Annotated in this window: 21 protein-coding genes; 12 read left to right on the forward strand and 9 right to left on the reverse strand. The window is 50.0% G+C overall.

Annotated features, from left to right (window positions below; genetic code table 11):
* Positions 1–210: 210 nt before the first annotated feature.
* Positions 211–768, reverse strand: a complete 558-nt coding sequence (locus tag HV346_RS13625; RefSeq protein ID WP_181619867.1) for a DJ-1/PfpI family protein — start codon at positions 766–768, stop codon at positions 211–213.
* 543 nt (positions 769–1311) lie between these two features.
* Here HV346_RS13625 and HV346_RS13630 point away from each other — a divergent pair.
* Together HV346_RS13630 and HV346_RS13635 are read left to right on the forward strand one after the other, a co-directional pair.
* A complete protein-coding gene (locus HV346_RS13630; RefSeq protein ID WP_181619868.1) occupies positions 1312–1815 on the forward strand; it encodes a non-heme ferritin-like protein in 504 nt (167 codons plus the stop codon).
* Between the two features lie 178 nt (positions 1816–1993).
* Positions 1994–3337: an anaerobic C4-dicarboxylate transporter gene (locus HV346_RS13635; protein WP_181619869.1), complete on the forward strand. Its 1344-nt coding sequence runs from the start codon at positions 1994–1996 to the stop codon at positions 3335–3337.
* An 81-nt stretch (positions 3338–3418) separates the two neighbouring features.
* Here HV346_RS13635 and HV346_RS13640 read toward each other — a convergent pair whose 3' ends face one another.
* Together HV346_RS13640 and azuC are read right to left on the reverse strand one after the other, a co-directional pair.
* Positions 3419–3670, reverse strand: a complete 252-nt coding sequence (locus tag HV346_RS13640) for a DUF2766 family protein (protein WP_181619870.1) — start codon at positions 3668–3670, stop codon at positions 3419–3421.
* A 107-nt stretch (positions 3671–3777) separates the two neighbouring features.
* Entirely contained in the window at positions 3778–3861 is an 84-nt protein-coding gene (gene azuC, locus HV346_RS13645) for a stress response protein AzuC (protein ID WP_014832437.1), read from the reverse strand.
* Positions 3862–4074: 213 nt separating this feature from the next.
* Between azuC and HV346_RS13650 the strand changes: the two genes are divergently transcribed.
* Entirely contained in the window at positions 4075–5490 is a 1416-nt protein-coding gene (locus HV346_RS13650) for an MFS transporter (protein WP_181619871.1), read from the forward strand.
* A 41-nt stretch (positions 5491–5531) separates the two neighbouring features.
* On the opposite strand, the gene HV346_RS13655 is transcribed toward HV346_RS13650, so the two are convergent.
* Positions 5532–6170 carry an RpiB/LacA/LacB family sugar-phosphate isomerase gene (locus tag HV346_RS13655; protein ID WP_181619872.1) on the reverse strand — a complete coding sequence of 213 codons (639 nt, stop codon included), beginning with the start codon at positions 6168–6170 and terminating at the stop codon, positions 5532–5534.
* A gap of 249 nt (positions 6171–6419) precedes the next feature.
* On the opposite strand from HV346_RS13655, the gene HV346_RS13660 reads away from it, so the two are divergent.
* From HV346_RS13660 to ftnA, 3 genes are all read left to right on the forward strand, one after another.
* Positions 6420–8588: an HD domain-containing phosphohydrolase gene (locus HV346_RS13660; protein WP_249415092.1), complete on the forward strand. Its 2169-nt coding sequence runs from the start codon at positions 6420–6422 to the stop codon at positions 8586–8588.
* A 105-nt stretch (positions 8589–8693) separates the two neighbouring features.
* Complete coding sequence (gene yecR / locus HV346_RS13665; RefSeq protein WP_181619873.1) at positions 8694–9032, forward strand: YecR family lipoprotein; 339 nt, start codon at positions 8694–8696, stop codon at positions 9030–9032.
* A gap of 202 nt (positions 9033–9234) precedes the next feature.
* Positions 9235–9732: a non-heme ferritin gene (gene ftnA / locus HV346_RS13670; RefSeq protein WP_181619874.1), complete on the forward strand. Its 498-nt coding sequence runs from the start codon at positions 9235–9237 to the stop codon at positions 9730–9732.
* Positions 9733–9769: 37 nt separating this feature from the next.
* Here the strand turns inward: ftnA and HV346_RS13675 are convergent, their stop codons facing one another.
* Together HV346_RS13675 and HV346_RS13680 are read right to left on the reverse strand one after the other, a co-directional pair.
* Positions 9770–10006 (reverse strand): YecH family metal-binding protein, encoded by a 237-nt coding sequence (locus tag HV346_RS13675; RefSeq protein ID WP_181619875.1) that lies wholly within the window; start codon positions 10004–10006, stop codon positions 9770–9772.
* Between the two features lie 68 nt (positions 10007–10074).
* Entirely contained in the window at positions 10075–10416 is a 342-nt protein-coding gene (locus HV346_RS13680; RefSeq protein ID WP_181619876.1) for a hypothetical protein, read from the reverse strand.
* Positions 10417–10662: 246 nt separating this feature from the next.
* On the opposite strand from HV346_RS13680, the gene tyrP reads away from it, so the two are divergent.
* A complete protein-coding gene (gene tyrP, locus HV346_RS13685; protein ID WP_181619877.1) occupies positions 10663–11874 on the forward strand; it encodes a tyrosine transporter TyrP in 1212 nt (403 codons plus the stop codon).
* Positions 11875–11905: 31 nt separating this feature from the next.
* Here the strand turns inward: tyrP and HV346_RS13690 are convergent, their stop codons facing one another.
* Positions 11906–12574, reverse strand: a complete 669-nt coding sequence (locus HV346_RS13690; protein WP_181619878.1) for a YecA family protein — start codon at positions 12572–12574, stop codon at positions 11906–11908.
* A 427-nt stretch (positions 12575–13001) separates the two neighbouring features.
* On the opposite strand from HV346_RS13690, the gene HV346_RS13695 reads away from it, so the two are divergent.
* The 5 genes from HV346_RS13695 to HV346_RS13715 all read left to right on the forward strand — a co-directional run bounded on the left by HV346_RS13695 (position 13002) and on the right by HV346_RS13715 (position 18065).
* Complete coding sequence (locus tag HV346_RS13695) at positions 13002–14123, forward strand: branched-chain amino acid ABC transporter substrate-binding protein (protein ID WP_181619879.1); 1122 nt, start codon at positions 13002–13004, stop codon at positions 14121–14123.
* A gap of 141 nt (positions 14124–14264) precedes the next feature.
* Complete coding sequence (locus HV346_RS13700) at positions 14265–15179, forward strand: branched-chain amino acid ABC transporter permease LivH (RefSeq protein ID WP_181623784.1); 915 nt, start codon at positions 14265–14267, stop codon at positions 15177–15179.
* 11 nt (positions 15180–15190) lie between these two features.
* Positions 15191–16480, forward strand: a complete 1290-nt coding sequence (gene livM, locus HV346_RS13705) for a high-affinity branched-chain amino acid ABC transporter permease LivM (RefSeq protein ID WP_181619880.1) — start codon at positions 15191–15193, stop codon at positions 16478–16480.
* Positions 16477–17352 (forward strand): ATP-binding cassette domain-containing protein, encoded by an 876-nt coding sequence (locus HV346_RS13710; RefSeq protein WP_181619881.1) that lies wholly within the window; start codon positions 16477–16479, stop codon positions 17350–17352. Before livM ends, HV346_RS13710 begins: the two co-directional genes overlap by 4 nt.
* Positions 17349–18065, forward strand: a complete 717-nt coding sequence (locus tag HV346_RS13715; protein ID WP_181619882.1) for an ABC transporter ATP-binding protein — start codon at positions 17349–17351, stop codon at positions 18063–18065. Before HV346_RS13710 ends, HV346_RS13715 begins: the two co-directional genes overlap by 4 nt.
* 41 nt (positions 18066–18106) lie before the next feature.
* On the opposite strand, the gene HV346_RS13720 is transcribed toward HV346_RS13715, so the two are convergent.
* Entirely contained in the window at positions 18107–18319 is a 213-nt protein-coding gene (locus tag HV346_RS13720) for a hypothetical protein (protein ID WP_181619883.1), read from the reverse strand.
* A 433-nt stretch (positions 18320–18752) separates the two neighbouring features.
* Positions 18753–19067 carry a tail fiber assembly protein gene (locus HV346_RS13725; RefSeq protein WP_249415094.1) on the reverse strand — a complete coding sequence of 105 codons (315 nt, stop codon included), beginning with the start codon at positions 19065–19067 and terminating at the stop codon, positions 18753–18755.
* Positions 19068–20374: the final 1307 nt, after the last annotated feature.

A 20374-nucleotide genomic window follows, 5' to 3' on the forward strand; every position in this document is an offset into this window, starting at 1 on the left:
TGTTGGTGATAGTTTTAGCGGGAAATTAATCATCCATAAGAGAGCGCCATCACACGGCAGAATTACAGTAATTGCGTGCATAAATTCAGCGATAAATGACATAAAAACAGCGGGTTTTGTCCGACAAATGACAGGGGATTAAGCAGAATTATCCATAAGGTCAGCCAAGACGTCCCTGTCAGCCGGACGCCATAGCGCCCGGCTGGAAAATTACCAGGAATAGTAAATATGTTCGGCGTGATCGCGAGCGGGGGTTTCATCGCCCAGCAGACGGGCAGAAAGCGTCAGCGCAAAATCAAACGCGTGCCCCAGACCTTTGCCGCTGATCAGATTTTTATCTTCAACCACCGGCGCATCAACGTATTCTCCGTCCTTTACCGTCTGCCATAAGTCGCCGGAGCACACGTAACGGCGACCTTTAAGCAGACCGTTACCGCCCAATACCCTGGCGGCCGCAGAGCATATAGGGCAAATCAGTTTTCCACGTTCATCATGGGCGGAAACAAACCGCACGACATCACAACTGGCCGCCAGATTAACACTCCCCTGAGGTCCGCCGGGCAGGACGACAGCATCATAAAGAACGTCAATGCGCTCCGCTAACGTGCTGTCCGCCACCATGGGAATGTTATGGTAGCTCACTACTGCACGGGACTCCGCGCAGGCAAGAGTATCAACCTCAATATGCAAACGACGCAGAATATCAACGATGATAATCGCCTCAGCTTCTTCAAACCCCGACGCCAGCAAAACCGCAACGGTAGCCATTACACACCTCGAAAATTTATTTAAAACATTATTTCATTTTCACAAGACAACTAAAATCAAACTCACGACTGGATCACACATCAACGCATCTTGAAAAAAATGATCTGAATCAAGTTATTCAACGCATCATATATCCCAATCCTGAATAGCTTTTATTTATGAACTTTCCCACACCATGAACAAATCAAATAACTGTTATTTTTGAATTATCAATAATGATTACCGAAAAAAGCAAAATCATATAAATCAAATAGTTAAATAAAAACTCAATGTATACCTCTCTTGAAGCACTTAAATTATATTAAAATTTGTAATGTAACGTAAAACATACGCCGTTAGGAGTTTTCTTAGATGCAATGTAAGGGTATGCTAATTTGTATCGAACACAGGAAGTGAATATTCGGTCACATTCAGAAAGAGCAGAAAATCTCTATTCTGTTATCAATTATCGTGCAGTGATGACATTGTACGGTAAGCGTCGACAACCTGCTGAGCCAGGTTAAGCAGTGGGCCTCCCGGTCCTCAGGAAATAAGGATATTAGTATGGCTACCCAAGCAATGATTCAAAAACTGAATGCCCAGATGAATCTTGAGTTCTATGCGTCTAATCTGCATTTGCATTTGAGCGACTGGTGCTCGGAGAACAGTCTCAACGGTACAGCCTCCTTCTTTCGCACCCAGGCGCAAAGCAATGTCACTCACATGATGCGAGTTTTCGACTTTATGAAACATGTTGGGGCCAATCCGATCGTGAAGGCCATTGACATGATGGATGATGACTATTCATCTCTTGAAGAACTGTTCCAGAAAACTCTGGAAGAATTCGAACAACGTCGTGTCACGCTCAGTAAACTGGCTGACGAAGCAAAAGCGCAGAAAGACAGCACTACGCTGGATTTCTTACGCGACATTGATAAAGAGCAGCAGCAGGATGGCGTGTTACTCAAGACGCTTGCGGATGAAATCCGTAACGCGAAACTCGCGGGCCTGTGCCCGGAGCAAACTGACCGCCATCTGCTCAATGTCGTCCGCGACCAGCACCACTAATTTCCACCGGCCTGCACCTTTGACGGCAGGCCGTCCCTTCGCTTTATCAATTAGTTAAATTTTCGTTACCAACTAATTGTTTTCCTTTGATTTAAACAAATCAGATCTCGCTCCCAAAGCATATCCACACAACATGTAATGATTTTGAGAATTTCATTATCATTGACGAGGGAGCTTCATGATTACCATCGAATTTATAGTCATCATCCTCTGCCTGCTGATAGGAACGCGGTTCGGCGGTATGGGACTTGGGCTGATAAGCGGTATCGGTCTTTTCATCTTAAGTTTTATCTTTGGCCTGCAGCCCGGCAAACCACCCGTTGATGTCATGCTGACCATTCTTGCCGTCATCGGTTGTGCAGCCACGTTACAGACAGCTGGCGGCCTAAATGTGATGATGCAATTTGCCGAGCGGCTTCTGCGAAAACACCCGCAACACATCACACTTCTCGCACCATTCACGACCTGGATGCTGACTTTTCTCTGCGGAACGGGGCACGTGGTTTACACCATGTTCCCTATTATTGCGGACATTGCGTTAAAAAAAGGAATTCGTCCTGAACGCCCAATGGCAGTGGCTTCTATTGCCTCGCAGATGGCGATCACCGCCTCCCCTGTTTCGGTTGCCGTTGTTTCGCTGGTTTCCATTCTGGGGGCGCAGCATGGTATTGGCCACGCATGGGGGATTCTGGAAATCCTGGCGATCTCTGTCCCGGCTTCACTGTTTGGCGTGGCCATCGCTGCTTTATGGAGCCTGCGTCGTGGCAAAAATTTGGCTGATGACCCGGACTTCCAGGAAAAGCTGAAAGATCCCAAACAACGTGAATTTATCTATGGCGGAACAGAAACGCTGATGAATCAGCGTTTCCCCAAACAGGCCTATTGGTCGACATGGATCTTCTTCGCCGGGATCGCTGTTGTTGTCCTGCTGGGCGCATTGCCGGAACTGAGACCCGCCTTCGACATTAAAGGCAAAATGACTGCGCTGTCGATGAACCTCGTCATTCAGATGATGATGTTGATTGCCGGGGCCGTTATGTTGATCGTCTGCAAGGTAAACGCGTCGGCTATCTCTAACGGGGCAGTCTTTAAGGCGGGGATGGTCGCTATTTTCTCGGTATTCGGCGTGGCGTGGATGAGTGATACCTTTTTCCAGGCGCACCTGGATGAACTCAAAATGGCGCTGGAGGGCGTGGTAAAAAGTCATCCCTGGACATACGCGATTGTCCTGTTTTTGGTCTCCAAGCTGGTCAACAGCCAGGCGGCTGCACTGACGGCCGTCGCCCCAATGGGGCTCATGCTGGGAATCGACCCCAAAATGTTGATTGCCTTCTTCCCGGCGTCTTATGGATATTTTGTTTTGCCAACATACCCAAGCGATCTGGCGTGCATTGGTTTTGATCGGTCCGGCACAACAAAAATCGGCCGGTTTATCATTAACCATAGCTTCATATTGCCAGGCCTGATTGGTGTGAGCTGTGCGTGTGCGGCGAGTTATTTACTGGTCCAGACGTTCTTTTAGTTCCCTCTCCGGGCGACAGGACATGTCGCCCTTCGACGTTTTTTCAGAAAAACGTTTCTAATTTCAAAACATCGGTTTATTTTAGTGGGACTCACCCTGCGGTGTGAACTTCAGTTCGATAAGCGCAATGGCTTTTTGGATCGCACGACGCGTGACAGGATCTGCCGCAGCAGGATGACTGGTGAAATCGATGGTTTTCAGTTGGCTGGACATTTTTTCGCGCACTTCAACTGGCGCGATGACGTCTAACACATCAAGGATTTGTTTGATTACCAACTGGCATGCAACGACGTCAGACACCAGCTCCTGATCGGCGCTCAAATTTTGTGACATGGGATTCTCCTTATTTAAAGGCCGCCATAGTAGCAAAACGTCAGCCCTTTCATCTCCCTCTCGTCGTTACAGGCACAAAAAAACCTGCCGAAGCAGGTTTTTTCACATCAGAACATAGCGCCCGGTGGTACGTCTTTAAAGGTGTTGCAGTAGTTTGCCCACATGCTTTTCAGGATTTTGCGCAGTTTCATGATAGTGCTCCGGTAATTTGTTATGCAGGTGTTATCGTCTATGCGCACATAATATGACCAGTATCACAAAAATCAATGTTTTTGTGATGTTGGTCACGATTAATAAACCACCAGTGCTGCTATTTTGTTAAAAAAATAATGTGAAATCCGTAGGTTACGAACCTATAAATTCCAGTAAATTTTTATAAATTTTTTTGATATGGCAGGAAGAAAATGAGTGAAAACATCACCGGCAAAGAGAGTCGCGGCTTATCGCCAGCGGCACTGTTGGTTGCCGGGGCTTTCTTTATGGAGTTTATTGACGGTACGGTTATCGCCACCGCACTACCCGATATGGCAAAAAGCTTTGGCGTGCAGGCCGTCGATCTGAACATCGGGATAAGTGCATATCTGATCACCCTGGCTGTTCTGATCCCCGCAAGCGGGTGGATAGCAGACCGCTTTGGCGCGCGTAAAGTTTTTGCCCTTGCTCTGGCCATCTTCACACTGGCATCTGTTTTTTGCGGACTCGCCACCACGGTTGATCAGTTTGTTGCAATGCGTGTTCTCCAGGGGATGGGAGGGGCGCTGATGGTCCCCGTCGGACGTCTGGCGGTTTTACGAACAACACCCAAACACCAGCTAATTACCGCCATTGCCACATTGACCTGGCCCGCGTTGGTTGCACCAATAATCGGCCCACCACTGGGTGGCTTCATTACCAGCTATGCCAACTGGCGTTGGATATTTTTCATTAATGTTCCGCTGGGTATAGTGGCGATTATTCTGGCGCTGCGCATCATTCCGGATCTGCATGACGATGAGCGGCGCCCCTTTGACCTTCCGGGTTTTCTCGCTACCACGATTGCTATGGTGAGCCTGGTTTATGCTATGGAGTCGATGGGAGGCCAGCATGTACAGGAGGGTTTGACGTTGCTGCTGCTGGCTATCGGTACAGTGGCGTTAATTTTTGCCCTTCGCCATTTCCGCCGTGTTCCCTGGCCAATGATTCGGCTCGATGCGTTAGATGTTCCGACTTTCCGGGTCACCATGTACGGCGGCTCATTATTTCGCGCGTCGATTAGCGCCGTACCTTTTCTGTTACCTCTGATGTTTCAGGTCGGGTTTGGGATGGATGCCTTCCATTCCGGGCTGCTCGTCCTGGCCGTTTTCGTAGGAAATTTGACCATAAAGCCTGCCACGACACCGCTTATTCGCTCGTTAGGATTTAAGCGATTACTGCTGATTAACGGCGCGCTAAACGTACTGGCACTGCTGGCCTGCGCACTGATCACACCGCACACCCCTGTCTGGCTCATTATGCTTATTCTTTATCTTGGTGGCGTTTTCCGCTCCATCCAGTTTACGGCAGTCAGTACACTGGCTTTTGCCGACGTACCTTCACCACAGATGAGTTATGCCAACACGCTGTTTTCAACGGCGACACAGTTAGCCGTTGGACTGGGTATCACACTCGGGGCAATCGGGATACGCATTGGTGAAAAAATGGGCGATGCATTCGGTCTGGCCGCCATACCCGGCATCAGTTTCCGCCTGGCCTTTGTGGCGATCGCTCTGATTTGTCTGGTGGGAATGTTTGATACATTGCGGCTGACAAAAGACGCGGGCAGCGCGGTATCAAAGAAGTAAAAAAAAGCCAGCGGATGCTGGCTTTTTCATTTTATTGGGCATTAACCCACGATAGCGCGAACAAAGGCTTCAATCTCTTTGTCCTGGCAGTTTTCAAAGAAACACTGCTGGAAACGCTGGCCAGAAACCGCTGTTTTTACCAGTTCTGGATCGATAGCACGCAACGTATCCAGATAGTTCTCTTTCACAACAGCCGCTTTCACCTGGTTCAGGATCCCCGCGTTACGTACTTGTGGCTCTTTACGCTCTGGCGGGTAACCTTCCCCTTTGCGGCCTGTGAACGCTTTCTCAAAGATAAAGCGCACGTTCAGTTCTGCACCCCAGCCAAATCCTTTCGCAAACGGCAGGGACAGTGCGTTACCGTTGTTGATCTGAGCAAACAGGAACGCATCGGCAGGATCGATGCAGTAACCGCAGATCACACCAGGATGAATATTCAGCGACATCAGCGCCCCCTGCCCCGTGCCGCAACCCGTCACGACAAAATCAACCGCTTTAGAATTCAGCAGGATACTTGCCATAATGCCAAGATGAATGTAGGTCAGATGGTGATCGTTCTCATCGCTCATTCCTACGTTATAGACCGGGAAACCTTTCTCATCGGCAACGGCTTTTAACTCATTAAGGATGATAGGATTTTTACCCGCCTGGCTGTTTTCCATCATCAGTGCAATTTTCATCTTTTCTCTCCTGAATACGTTGCGGGTGATCCCGCCGTGGATACCTGATCGCTTCAACCTTACTATCAAATAAACACACTTTCAAATTAAGTGAAAGGTTGTTTTAAAAAACGAAGATGGGCTCACAATTTCACGATTATTAAGCGAAAAAGAGGTCGTCTGCTTAAAGTGAAAAAATCACTATTCCCGACCCTCGCAGTTAGCTAGACTGCGACAAAAGATTATAAAAACACCGCCTGGGGAACCCCTGTGAATCTGCACTGCTGGAAGCCTCGTTTTACATTCTTGCTTCTCTCTTTTGCGCTTTTCTGGATTAGCATACCCGCGTTAAATGCAGCTCAGCCCGACGAACCTATTCCCGTCTGGATATATAACGCCGACAGTTTCGAGTTCTGGCACACGCCACAAGGAGAGCCGAAGGGGTTTTATCCAGACCTGATTACTGCCATCAACCAAAAATATGGCACACACCTGCGGCTAAACCCCTTGTCCGGAAGTGAGATCGGGGAGCGTTTTGCGAATGATCGCTATGGGGTCTATGCCGGTGTAGTACGAACAGAGCAGCGCGCCCGTACCCGAATTCTCTCAGCACGCCTGTTCGATAACGAGGTGGTTGTCGCCAGCCCCACCATGACGGTCACCTCAGTGGAACAGTTGAGCCATGCACGCGTCCTTTTTCGCAAAGATGACGCAACCTTTGAGAGCGTCCAGCAACGCTACCCTGATCTAAAATTCTACTCCCTACGGTTCGCCTCCACTAGCGAAGAGGCATTCCGGTTACTCAGCGAACATCAGGCGGATGTTTATATTAACGATGCCTCTGAAATGGAAAACACGCAGCGCTATTATCTCATCTCCCGACCTTTCCCTGAGTTGCGAATTCCCGTTGTTCTGGCATTCAGTCCGGAACTCCACCCTTTGCATGAAAAGATCAATGCGTTTATTGGTGAATGGTATCGCAGCGGCGAAATGCGCAAAACGCTGGAAGAGAGTAAGCGAAACTACCTCCTGAGTCGCATTGAGATATCCGATCAGGAACGTCATTGGCTTGCGAACAATCACCTGCAAATCAATTTGCCCAAAAATGAAAATTTCGCCCCGATTATCTGGAAAGATAGCAACGGATATCATGGCACGGCGATCGATATGATTAACAATATGCGTGATTTATTAGGCATACGTGTGGATGTCAATTTTATCGATAACTATGCTTCCATCCTGCCCCAACAGCACTGGCCTGTCCGCCTGGTCAACATTGCCGAACGCAATGACACTACCCACGCCGATGGACGTATTGGTCCGGACATTGCCTGGCACAACGTTTATTACAATCGCATCGGGAAGCCATTTTTGTGGGATGAAGAGAATATCCGGAGCCAGCGTGTGGGGGTGCTGGACGGTTCCTTTTCTGCGGCCTATTTGCAGCAACGCTTTGGTAATGACGTAATTATTGTAACTCGCCATAGCATTGAAGGTCTTATTGATGCCATCGAGAATAATAAAATCGATTTTATTCTGGGCGATCTCAGTTCTCTGGAATCAACCCTTCGGGGCAATGAACTGTTCCGGGGCGTTCTCAAAGTGGCTGGTGTCACGCGTTCTGAGTTGATTATTGGCCCCTGGGTACAACCTGACCACCCGCTATTCCATCTCCTGACACAAGTTCATCGGCTGTCGGAGTTTCGTACCCAACTTGAACGCCAGGAAGAACATAAACTCTTCCCGGACTTAACCAAAAATACGCTAAAAATCATCAGTGTTATTTTGCTGATCGCCGCCCTGTTCAGCATCAGTATGCTGTTAATGATGCGCCGCCATCTCAGGCAAAACCGCATAGTTAACCGCAACATTGTGCAAGCGCTTGAGAAGGTCAACCGGGCTCATGATGATGAAACAGGCAGCCATATTCAGCGCGTCGCAAAATACTGTGGGCTCATGGCGCGCGAGCTTGGGTTGTCAGGCAAAATGATCCGCGAAATTGAACATTTTGCCTCCCTGCATGACGTGGGGAAAATCGCCGTACCGGAGCGGATCCTGCGCAAGCAAGGGCCACTCACGGCAGAAGAATTTAGTGAAATGAAACTTCATACCATCAAAGGCTGGCGCATTATTCAGGGGCTCGGACTCGGAGCCGTTGCAGAAAATATTATCCATTACCACCACGAGAAATGGGATGGCAGTGGCTATCCTGAAGGTTTACGAGGTGAACAAATTCCGCTTGAAGCGCGCATCCTGGCGCTGGCGGATGTCTATGATGCCTTGAGGCAAAAGCGTGTGTATAAACCCGGCTTCACGCATGATCTGGCCTGTGAGGTGATCCTCGACGGTACTGGACGCCATTTCGATCCACAGCTTATCGCCCTGTTTCGTCAGCACCATTTGAAATTCCAGACGATTTTCGACAGCCTCGCCGACTAGTCAGGCTCGTTGCGAAGAGAAAGGGTAGATTGTCTGGCTATTCCTCCCATTGCACCTGTTGTCAGCAGCGTAGGATAGGGTATCTCCATTGACTCAGAGCGAAATATGAAAAGAGTATTCGTTGCCGGCGCGATTCTGCTGCTCGCGGGCTGTAGCATCACCCGTAAGGCTGAGGTCAGCAGCATAGATGTACCTGGCGGGATAGTCCGACTCGACTACGGTCAGGCCATGCTGCAAAACGCCCATTATGATGACTATGTCACCAACGGCACGGCAACCCGCGAATGCCAAAATATGGGTTATGCAACCGCTTCTGCGTATGGCCAGCCAATCAAAACCTGTACCCTCACCAGCGGCTCTCTGTGTCTGAATGAGAGCATGACGATCCAGTACAAATGTTTGGGTTATGCCGTTAACCCAAATGCAAACCACACCTACTATTAATAATAGCTGCCAGCTCAGGCTGGCAGTATATTCAAACACGAACCAGAATAATTCTCATTAATAAATAAAAGATCGCCAATGCGTTTTATTCCCATTCGTATTTTTAATAAATAAGATATTTATTTTACTTTTTGCAAATAATTAAATAACAAATTATAGTGTCGTTCATCGTGAACCATAAATAATAACCCGGAGCAGCACCATGCTAAAAACTGAAATGATCGACAAGCTCAATGCGCAGATGAACCTTGAATTGTATTCGTCCCTGCTCTATCAACAGATGAGCGCCTGGTGCAGCTATCACAGCTTTGAAGGGGCCGCAGCGTTTCTTCGTCGTCATGCTCAGGAAGAGATGACGCACATGCAGCGCCTGTTTGATTATCTGACTGACACCGGTAGCCTGCCACGTATCAACACGGTTGAATCACCGTTTGCTGAGTACAATTCTCTTGATGAGCTGTTCCGCGCGACTTACGAGCACGAGCAGTTGATTACAGCGAAAATTAACGAACTGGCACATTCCGCAATGACCAACCAGGATTATCCGACCTTTAATTTCCTGCAATGGTACGTTGCTGAACAGCACGAAGAAGAGAAGCTGTTTAAATCTGTTCTGGATAAATTATCTCTGGCCGGTAAATCAGGTGAAGGTCTTTACTTTATTGATAAAGAACTCTCTACGCTCGATACTCAAAATTAATTATCCTGCGGTGCTGACTCTTCAGCACCGCATTATTTCAATGGCGACAGATTTTACTTTCGTGGGTAGAAAACCCTTCCGCTACCGGAATGAATTTTCCGCGTGCCGCCAGAAATGCGACCAGCTCTGCTGCCGTCATCTCCTGGGCTGAGCATGTATGAAAACGGGCGCTTTCGCCAAAACGTGTATGAATCGCCTGAACCAGGCTTTGTTCCGTGTATTGCTCACCTGACTCAATCATCATATTGAGTACGTCATGTCCGTGGATTGACATCGTTATCCCCTTAAAAAAACAACCAGATTAAAGGCTCCCGCTCAAACATGCTTTGCGCTGGCACAGGTTTACATGCACCCGGCGCAGCTGGTACAACGCCAGTCATGGGGATTGATAGCCTGATAGAAGTAACGATAGTTCTCGGTTTCCAGCGGGATCCCGGCGTCGAAAAATAAATCCGTCACCCACTCAACGTTTTCGATTATCCAGTCATCTTCGGTTAAGCCCTGAGCAAACGTTTCATCCTCCGGGTCAATGATGGAGTAAATTGCCCACGTCCCCATATCTTTTTCCCGTCTGGATTCCGGAAGTACAAGTTCCCTTTCCTGCCAGTTAATCATCCAGTGACCGTGACACAGTAAATTCCCTCCGCGACTCCATGCCGCCCTGAATGGATTTGTCCCCGCCATCACCCCTCACTTTTTTTGATAATTTATCTTTACTGTTTAAGGTACGCCTGATTTTCGCGCGAAAACATTGTCCTTATGAAGTAGTCAAAACCACAAAAACGTTCAGTGAGTTGCCCTAATCACAACGCCCCGAAATCCGTAAATAAATTTTTACATCACTTGTAACGGTGATTTGACGAGATCATGCTTTTCCCTTACTCTGCGCCGCAGATTTTGTCGCGATGTGGAATCGTTGTAGAGGAAAGCGTGAAAAACAGAACCCTGGGAAGTATTTTTATCGTCGCCGGCACGACTATTGGCGCAGGAATGCTCGCGATGCCGCTTGCTGCAGCCGGTGTCGGATTTGGCGTAACACTGTTGTTACTGGTCTGCCTGTGGGCGCTGATGTGCTACACGGCGCTGTTACTGCTTGAGGTTTATCAGCACGTTCCCGCCGATACCGGCCTGGGATCGCTTGCCGCACGCTATCTGGGGCGTTATGGCCAGTGGATCACCGGCTTTAGCATGATGTTCCTGATGTATGCTCTGACGGCAGCCTACATTAGCGGTGCAGGAGAGCTTATCGCCTCCAGCGTAAATGACTGGTTTGGCTCTGCCATTACCCCTGCCACGGGCGCGATCTTCTTTGCCCTCATCGGCGGCGGTGTGGTCTGCGTTGGCACATCGCTGGTCGATCTGTTTAACCGCTTTCTGTTTAGCGCCAAAATTCTCTTTTTAGTGGTCATGCTGGTCTTGCTGGCTCCACATGTCCATCAGGTTAACCTGCTGACACTTCCACTGGAAAAAGGGCTGGCACTTTCGGCTATCCCCGTCATTTTCACCTCATTTGGGTTCCACGGTAGCGTACCCAGCATCGTGAGTTACATGAACGGCGATATTCGCAAACTGCGCCGCGTCTTCGTGGTCGGCAGTGCGATCCCGCTGATTGCGTATATTTTCTGGCAACTGGTCACATTAGGAAGCATCGATTCATCGACCTTTATCGGTCTGATGGCGGCGCATTCTGGTCTGAATGGGTTCTTGCTGGCATTACGCGAAGTCGTGACATCACCGCACGTCGAACTCGCAGTGCATCTGTTTGCTGACCTGGCGCTGGCTACGTCCTTCCTCGGGGTCGCCCTGGGTTTGTTCGATTATCTGGCCGATCTGTTCCAGCGTCGCAACAGCGTCCGTGGACGCCTGCAAACGGGCGCTATTACCTTCTTGCCCCCGCTGGCGTTTGCATTGTTTTATCCGCGCGGTTTTGTCATGGCATTGGGATATGCCGGTGTGGCGCTAGCCGTGCTCGCGTTGCTGCTACCTTCCTTGCTGGCATGGAAAAGCCGTAAACAACATCCGCAACAGGGCTACCGTGTTGCCGGGGGGACGCCTCTGCTTTGCATCGTTTTCGCCTGTGGGATTGCGGTGATTCTCGTGCAGTTCCTGATCGCGACGGGATTACTTCCTGAAGTAGGCTAAAAAAAGGGGCTCATCACGAGCCCCTTTTTTATTAGTGCAGACAGCAGCTTTTAAATTTCTTACCACTCCCGCAGGGGCAAGGATCATTGCGCCCGACTTTAGCGCCGTTCACTACGGGCTTTTGCACCACAGGTTGCTGCGGATTCGCCACCCAGTAGTTATACAAACGCAGTGCCGCAGGTCGTATGCTTTCAATGCTCACGGTATATTCTTCTTCCGTCAGCCCATCCAGCCTTGCACTGCCCTCTTCTGTCCCATGGATCGCAATCACGTCCAAATCAGCTTTCAGCTCATCAGGCAATGTTGACCAGTCTGTCAGTTCAACACCCCGCATATAGCCATAGCACCACTCTTCAACCACGGTATAACTCTTACCATCAACGTCGTTAAAGCCAAACATCGGGTCGAACTGATCCGGGTAATCACTCAGACGTTCTGCAATATCGTTCATATGCTTGAAGCAGAGATCGATAAAACGATTCATTTCACGATCGTTTTTCCAGCGGGGAATGTATTTTTCCCCGCCCCATACCGCCACCAGCCAGGTGTCGGGTTCAACCACGACGGGACCCGATAATACGGCAGTAAGCATGCCGTCGAGCTCGGACACGTCAATCACGGACGCATCTTCATGACCGTAAGACGTTAGCGTCTCTTCCAGCCACTCCATTTCGTTTTCATTTAATGGGCCTTCAGTCATTGCTGACACTCCTGATAAAAAAGGAAAAGATCCTGGCATATATCGCAGTTTATGCATATCTGAAGTTTAGATCTTTATTGGTGCAAATACGCACAAATCGTGACCACTGCATGACTTATGGGCTTTATTGTTAACAAGATGTGATCTCCGCTGTAATTTCACTTCGTGCTGCGAGGCCGCGTAAAACGGCGCTCTATACTCAAATTTGTCGCAACCCAGTCAATGGGCTCACCATTCTGGCAACTATTTTGCTTATTGTTCTGCACGCTAAAAAAGCGTAAGGAAACCTCGCCGTAATCAGCAGGATATTGCCGGGATAGCGTTCGTTTAGTGCATTTTGTTCTTGCTCTTGTTTTTGGATTGACGACGTCTTCAGGCGTTCGGGTTACAACCTGATGCAAAAACCTCTCTGCTAAGGAACATAATAATGTCGCTGAAATTTATCAGAAGTCCTCTTTCTCTTGTATTGGCTGGTTGTCTGGCGACGGCATTTTCCGCCCAGGCGGATATTGTGATTGGTGTCGCGGGGCCATTTACGGGCCCAAATGCCACATATGGCGATCAATACTGGCACGGTGCAACGCAGGCTGCAGAAGACATTAATGCTGCAGGCGGGATCAACGGTGAAAAAATTAAGCTGGTTCAGGGCGATGATGCCTGCGAGCCTAAACAGGCCGTTGCCGTCGCTAACCGATTAGTCGACCAGGACAAAGTGAAAGCCGTCGTTGGCCACTTCTGTTCCTCCTCAACCATGCCGGCTTCAGAGGTGTATAGCGATGCCGGGATCATTGCCATTACTCCCGGTTCAACCAACCCGCTCATCACCGAGCGCGGCATGAGCGATATGTTCCGTATGTGCGGACGTGACGACCAGCAAGGCCAGGTCGCCAGTGATTTCATCATTGACAAGCTGAAAGCCAAACGGGTGGTCATCATTCACGACAAAGACACTTACGGACAAGGCCTTGCCGACGCAACAAAAGCCGCTCTTGCTAAACGTGGTATCAAGGATGTGATGTACGAAGGCTTGTCTCGCGGTGAAAAAGACTTTAACGCGCTAGTCACCAAAATTGGTGCGCAAAAACCGGATGTCGTCTTCTTCGGCGGCTGTCATCCCGAAGCGGGCCCCCTGGTTCGTCAGATGCGCGAACAGGGTGTACAGGCCAAGTTCTTCTCCGGCGACTGTATCGTCAATGAAGAGATGGTTACCGCTGCTGGCGGCCCGCAATATACCAATGGCATTTACATGACATTCGGCAAAGATCCCCGCCTGATCCCGGAGGGTAAAGCCGTTATCGAAAAATTCCGCGCAGGTAAATTCGAACCAGAAGGCTACACCCTATACTCCTATGCCTCCGTCCAGGCCATCGCTGCGGCATTTAAGGCCACCGATGGTACTGATTCAGCAAAAGCCAGCGCCTGGCTGAAAGCTAACCCGGTCGATACGGTGATGGGTAAAAAAGCCTGGGACAGTAAAGGCGATCTTAAAGTCTCTGATTACGTGGTGTATCAATGGGACGACAAAGGTAAGTATAAGGAAGTGCAGTAACGGGACGGAATCACGCTCACCGTCGACCTCTTCTGTCGACGCGAAATACACATCAGGCTGCGCCGTGGCGCAGCCTATATCCCGAATGTTCAGGCTCATGCAACCTGAAATATGACGGGAATACAACACGAGCGCGCGATGATGAGTACATTCTTCCTGCAACAGTTAATAAATGGCTTAACACTGGGTTCCGTCTACGGATTAATTGCCATTGGCTATACCATGGTGTACGGCATTATTGGCATGATTAACTTCGCCCACGGCGAGGTGTATATGATATCCGCTTATCTTTGTGCCATCGGTCTGGCGCTGTTATCGTTCTTCGGTCTGCAGTCCTTTCCTTTATTAATTCTCGGCACGCTGGTTTTCACCATTGTGGTGACGGGAGTCTATGGCTGGACCATAGAGCGCATTGCCTATAAACCGCTACGCAATTCGACACGTTTAGCTCCGCTGATTTCCGCCATTGGGATGTCATTAATCCTGCAAAATTACGCCCAAATTAGCCAGGGTCCCCGTCAGCAAGGGGTTCCGACCATGCTTGATGGGGTGTTGCGTTTTCATCTGGGCGACGGGTTTGTTCAGATAACCTATACCAAAGTGTTTATCTTGATTGCCTCATTTGCAGGCATGCTGCTGCTTACCTGGATAATCAGCCATACCCGCTTAGGACGGATGTGTCGTGCGGTACAGCAGGATCGCAAAATGGCCTCAATTCTGGGGATTAATACCGACAGAATCATCTCTTTGGTCTTTGTCATCGGTGCGGCGATGGCAGGTCTGGCGGGCGTGTTAATCACCATGAACTACGGCACATTTGATTTCTACGTTGGGTTCGTCATCGGCATTAAGGCCTTCACCGCAGCGGTGCTTGGCGGCATTGGTTCCCTCCCCGGCGCAATGCTCGGCGGGCTGATTCTCGGTGTGGCTGAAGCGCAGTTTTCCGGGATGGTGAACTCAGATTACAAAGATGTATTTTCGTTTGGATTGCTGGTCGTGATCCTGATTTTCCGTCCTCAGGGACTGCTTGGCCGGCCCATCGTTGCCAAAGTATGAGGGAGAATGATATGACACCCCATGCGGTTTCACCTGAGCGTTTTTCGCTAAAACGCTGCATCCTGGACACCCTTTTTGCCGGAATGGTCGCGCTCGTTATTTTCGGTCCAATTGCCGGTGTCGTGCTGGATGGATACCGTTTTAACTTCGCCGGGCAACGTCTGGCATGGATTGTTTTCACCGTCATGCTGGGGCGTTTTTTACTCAGTGCGTTTCTGGGAAGCCCGACTGGCGCGCGTTTCATGGCACGTTTTGAGACGGAAAACACCGGCGTTTACGTCCGTCCACCGGATTATAAGAGCCGCATGCGCTGGATCCTTCCCCTGATCATCGCCCTGGCGGTCTGCTTTCCGTTCGTCGCCACCAAATATGTGCTGACCGTGGCAATCCTGGGACTGATCTACGTGCTGCTCGGTCTGGGGCTGAACATTGTGGTCGGGCTGGCAGGCTTACTGGACCTCGGTTATGTCGCCTTTTATGCCATCGGGGCTTATGGGCTGGCGCTGGGATATCAATATCTGGGGCTCGGTTTCTGGACGATGCTACCGTTAGCGGCCCTGATGGCCGCTGCCGCGGGAGCATTACTGGGTTTTCCTGTACTGCGTATGCATGGTGATTATCTGGCGATTGTCACCCTGGGTTTCGGCGAAATTATCCGTCTCATACTGAACAACTGGCTGACATTTACCGGCGGCCCTAACGGTGTATCTGCCCCGCCGCCTACCTTTTTTGGCCTGGAGTTTGGACGACGAGCAAAAGAAGGCGGTGTGCCGTTCCATGAGTTTTTCCATCTGACATATAACCCCAACATGAAGTTCATCTTTATTTATGCTGTTTTGTTGATGGTTGTCTTGCTGGTGCTCTATATCAAACACCGTCTGACGCGGATGCCTATTGGTCGGGCGTGGGAAGCGCTACGCGAAGATGAAATTGCCTGCCGTTCGATGGGGCTCAATCATGTTCTGGTCAAACTGTCGGCCTTCACGTTGGGAGCGTCTACAGCAGGGATTGCTGGGGTGTTTTTTGCCACCTATCAGGGGTTTGTTAATCCCACCTCATTCACCTTTTTTGAATCAGCCCTGATCCTTGCCATCGTCGTATTAGGTGGTATGGGTTCAACCGTCGGTGTGGTGTTGGCCGCCTTTGTGCTCACCGTCACGCCAGAACTTCTGCGCAGTTTTGCGGAATACCGCGTCCTGCTGTTCGGCATGTTAATGGTGGTGATGATGATATGGCGACCCCGAGGGCTGATCCGTATTAACCGCACGGGATTTGCGGTACGTAAGGGAGTCGCACCATGAACGGGACAATATTAAGCGTTGAGCATCTGATGATGCATTTTGGCGGTATCAAGGCGCTAAATGACGTTAACCTTGACGTTCAGCGTGGCTCGATTACCGCCCTCATCGGGCCAAACGGGGCGGGAAAAACCACGGTCTTTAACTGTCTTACGGGGTTCTATAAAGCTTCTGGCGGGAACATTTTGTTCAATACGCGCCATAAAACCACCAACATCATTCAGGTACTCGGGCAAAAACTCCAGCCAGGTGACTGGATAAATCCGGCGCAACTCGGGTCACGTATTTTCTACAAGATGTTTGGAGGTACACATCTGGTTAATCGCGTGGGGCTGGCGAGAACCTTTCAGAATATCCGCCTGTTTCGGGAAATGTCGGTTATCGAGAATCTGTTGGTTGCCCAACATATGCGCGTGAACCGTAACCTGATTTCCGGCGTGCTGAACACACCAGCCTATCGTCGGGCTGAAAGCAGCGCCCTGGATCGGGCCTTTTACTGGCTGGAAGTCGTCGATCTTGTGGATTGCGCTAACCGACTTGCGGGCGAAATGTCTTACGGGCAGCAACGACGCCTTGAGATAGCCCGTGCCATGTGCACCGCGCCAGAGATGATTTGTCTCGATGAACCCGCCGCGGGGCTAAACCCGGTAGAAACCCGCGCCCTGAGCAAAATTATCCGCTTTTTACGGGATCATCACGACATCACGGTACTTCTGATTGAACATGATATGGGTATGGTGATGGACATTTCGGACAACATTATTGTACTCGACCACGGCGATGTCATCGCACAAGGCAAGCCTGAGCAAATTCAACATGACGAAAAGGTCATTGCCGCCTACCTGGGCACGGATGAAAGCGAGATTAGCATATGAGCAACGTGATGCTGGAGTTTCGGGAGGTGGATGTTTTCTATGGCGTAATTCAGGCGCTAAAACAGGTTTCCTTGCAGGTAAATCAGGGGGAAACCGTGGCACTGATTGGGGCTAACGGGGCGGGGAAATCGACCTTGTTGATGTCGATTTTTGGTCAACCTCGCATTCGTGCGGGCCAGATCCTCTTTTGCGGGGATGATATCAGCCATAAATCGACCCATTTTGTAGCTTCCGGTGGTATTGCACAAGCGCCTGAAGGACGACGAATTTTTCCGGATATGACTGTCGAAGAGAATATGTTAATGGGCACAATCCCCATCGGCAACCAGTATGCAGCACAGGATATGCAAAGTATGTTCGACCTTTTCCCGCGCCTCAAGGAAAGGCGCAAGCAGCGGGCAATGACGATGTCGGGAGGCGAACAACAGATGCTGGCGATTGCCCGCGCGTTGATGAGCCGCCCCAAACTGCTGCTGCTGGATGAACCCAGTCTGGGATTAGCCCCCATCGTGGTTAAACAGATTTTTCAGACATTGCGTGAGTTGGCGCGTAACGGGATGACTATTTTTCTGGTTGAACAGAATGCGCACCATGCACTGAAACTTTCCGACCGTGGCTATGTCATGGTGAATGGTCAGATCCGGTTGAGCGGTAGCGGTGAAGAACTGCTGGGAAATCAGGAGGTGCGTAAAGCGTATTTGGGTGGCGTGTAGGCATTGTATCGCTACAGAAAACCGCCCGAAGGCGGTATAAATCAGTGATGAGTGAGTTGTCCATCACTATGATGCGGGCCTATTCTACCCGCTTCTATCAAGATTTCCGCTATAAGCTCTTCGAGGCATTCCTTACCATGATGATCGCATACAAGATGCACCTGACGAGAAATCTCTTCTGTTTCCATGCCATCACATAATGCGGCTTTCAGCATTAAGGAGGCCCAGCGTTTCGCTTCAGAGTGAGTCAGCATAACCCCTCCTGATATAGGATATCTCTATAAGAATAGCTTACAGGGCGATAATCATGGGATTTTAGTCAGCGACAATTTGCTGAGAAATCCCTGTCATTTCCTGAATTTCAGGCACAAAAAAACCACCCGTAGGTGGTTTCACGACACTGCTTATTGCTTTGATTATTCTTGTCTTTCCCATGGTAGCCGGAGTGGGACTTGAACCCACACAGCGCGAACGCCGAGGGATTTTAAACCCCTCTTGCATTCCTTAATAATCATAAAGTTAAATACTTTTTTCCTAAGATTACTAAGTAGTTACACCGAGATTTGGCGCGGTTCGCACAAAGTTATGTTAGGAAAGATCTAGCTTGAAATTAGACCGAAATTTAGCCAGGTGATATGCGGCAAACATAGCTACTCCACTCTATAGCGGAGTAGCTATGTTGTACGACTAATCGGGCAGTGGCGGCCAGTCTGGTTCAGAAACGCTGATATCAACCCGGTTCAGCCGCACACAGTACAGCTTCCATTTTGTCAGCAGCGTCTGTTCTTCCTCTGTGGCTTCCCCTAAATCAACGGCATACTGGAGCGGCACGATAGCGTAATCTGCGACGGCACGCAGCTGCGCGCGTACAGCCTCATTATCTGCAGCATTAATTTTTGGTTGTGCACCAATATGGAGAACCTCCCCTTCAGCCAAATCATTCTCATCTGAAATAGCCCGGTAACTGGTGTCCGTAACCGCCCATAAATCTTTACCTTGCATAGGTATAACCCCCAATATCGACATACAATCCACCGCTTACTGGTGCAGTGATGTAGTAATAATAAATATTCGGATATGCGCGCAACGGAACAGCTTTATAAACATATTTACCGCCCGTTGAGACATTGGATAAGTCGCCGGAGGCGTCAGCTGTGGTTCCCATTAGTGGCACGCCCTGTGCGCTGTTATTCACTGCATATTCAATATGCGTCGCCGTCGGTGGAACGACAGAACCAATCGCAATCGCAGTCCTTGATTGCGATGTCCCTCCCGCTAACATGCGATTCTGATCCCAGCCATTACGAAGTGACGCCACACCATTAGTCGCGTCAACTCCGCGAACTACACCAGATGCATCAACACGGAAACTGCCCAGATACCGGCGCGACGAATCACCTGTCTTCTGCTGTGCGGGATATGCATATGCAACAGGGTCAGTGGTGCTGATCTCAATATCAGGCTGGCCGGCATTTCTGAACAAATAGACGTGATACCAGGTTGAGGCCACCGTGGTTCCGATGGTTTTGACGATGTTGCTCGTAACTAACAGCGGTGATGTTCCACCCGGAAAAAAAGCAGCACCTGGGGTAACAGTGACCGTCGTGGCGCTGATCTGCAATCCGAGACCACGGATAAAAGCTGTATCCGCGACGGATGTGACACGCTGATCAACCTGTTCAATACGGTTTGCAAGTGTGGCAGCATCCAGTGCCCCGGGGTTACTGATTCGACCAAAAAGCGGCCCCCAGATGACGCCGACGGCCCTCGCGGCCAGTACGTCAGTAGCCGTGTCTTTGTAGACGTCACTTGCGCGGGAAAGATCGATAGTGACTGATGATGCCGCAGTCGTTACAGTCGCGGTCCCTGCCTGTGCCGGATTCGGGTATGACGCTCCTGGCGAAAATACGCCATTTGTTGATGTGGTATTTGCGAATATACCCGCGCCTGCGGCTCCAATCTGCCCTTTAGCGTTAGGCACTTCACCGTGGAAAATTCCCCCCTGCACCGTCGTTCCGCCAACCAGTGCAAGCTGCGCGATTGATCCGGCCTGAACACCGTTGTAGTCAGGGCATCGGAAATGCCCCGCATCGACCTCTGTAAATGCCTGACGAAGCTTTGGATCTGCCAGCCACTGCGCATCGGTGACAACAGGCACAGAGCCTGCTGTCATTGCCGCCTTAACGCTGGTGTATGTCGAGTATGGTAATACCTGTCCGTCATAAGCCACGCCACCATTCGGAATGGTCGAACGGGATGGCGCATATTGAGGAATACCAAACGGGATTGTGGCAACCCCCTGAATTGCG

It is taken from the genome of Enterobacter sp. RHBSTW-00994, from assembly GCF_013782625.1.
Lineage (GTDB): Bacteria > Pseudomonadota > Gammaproteobacteria > Enterobacterales > Enterobacteriaceae > Enterobacter.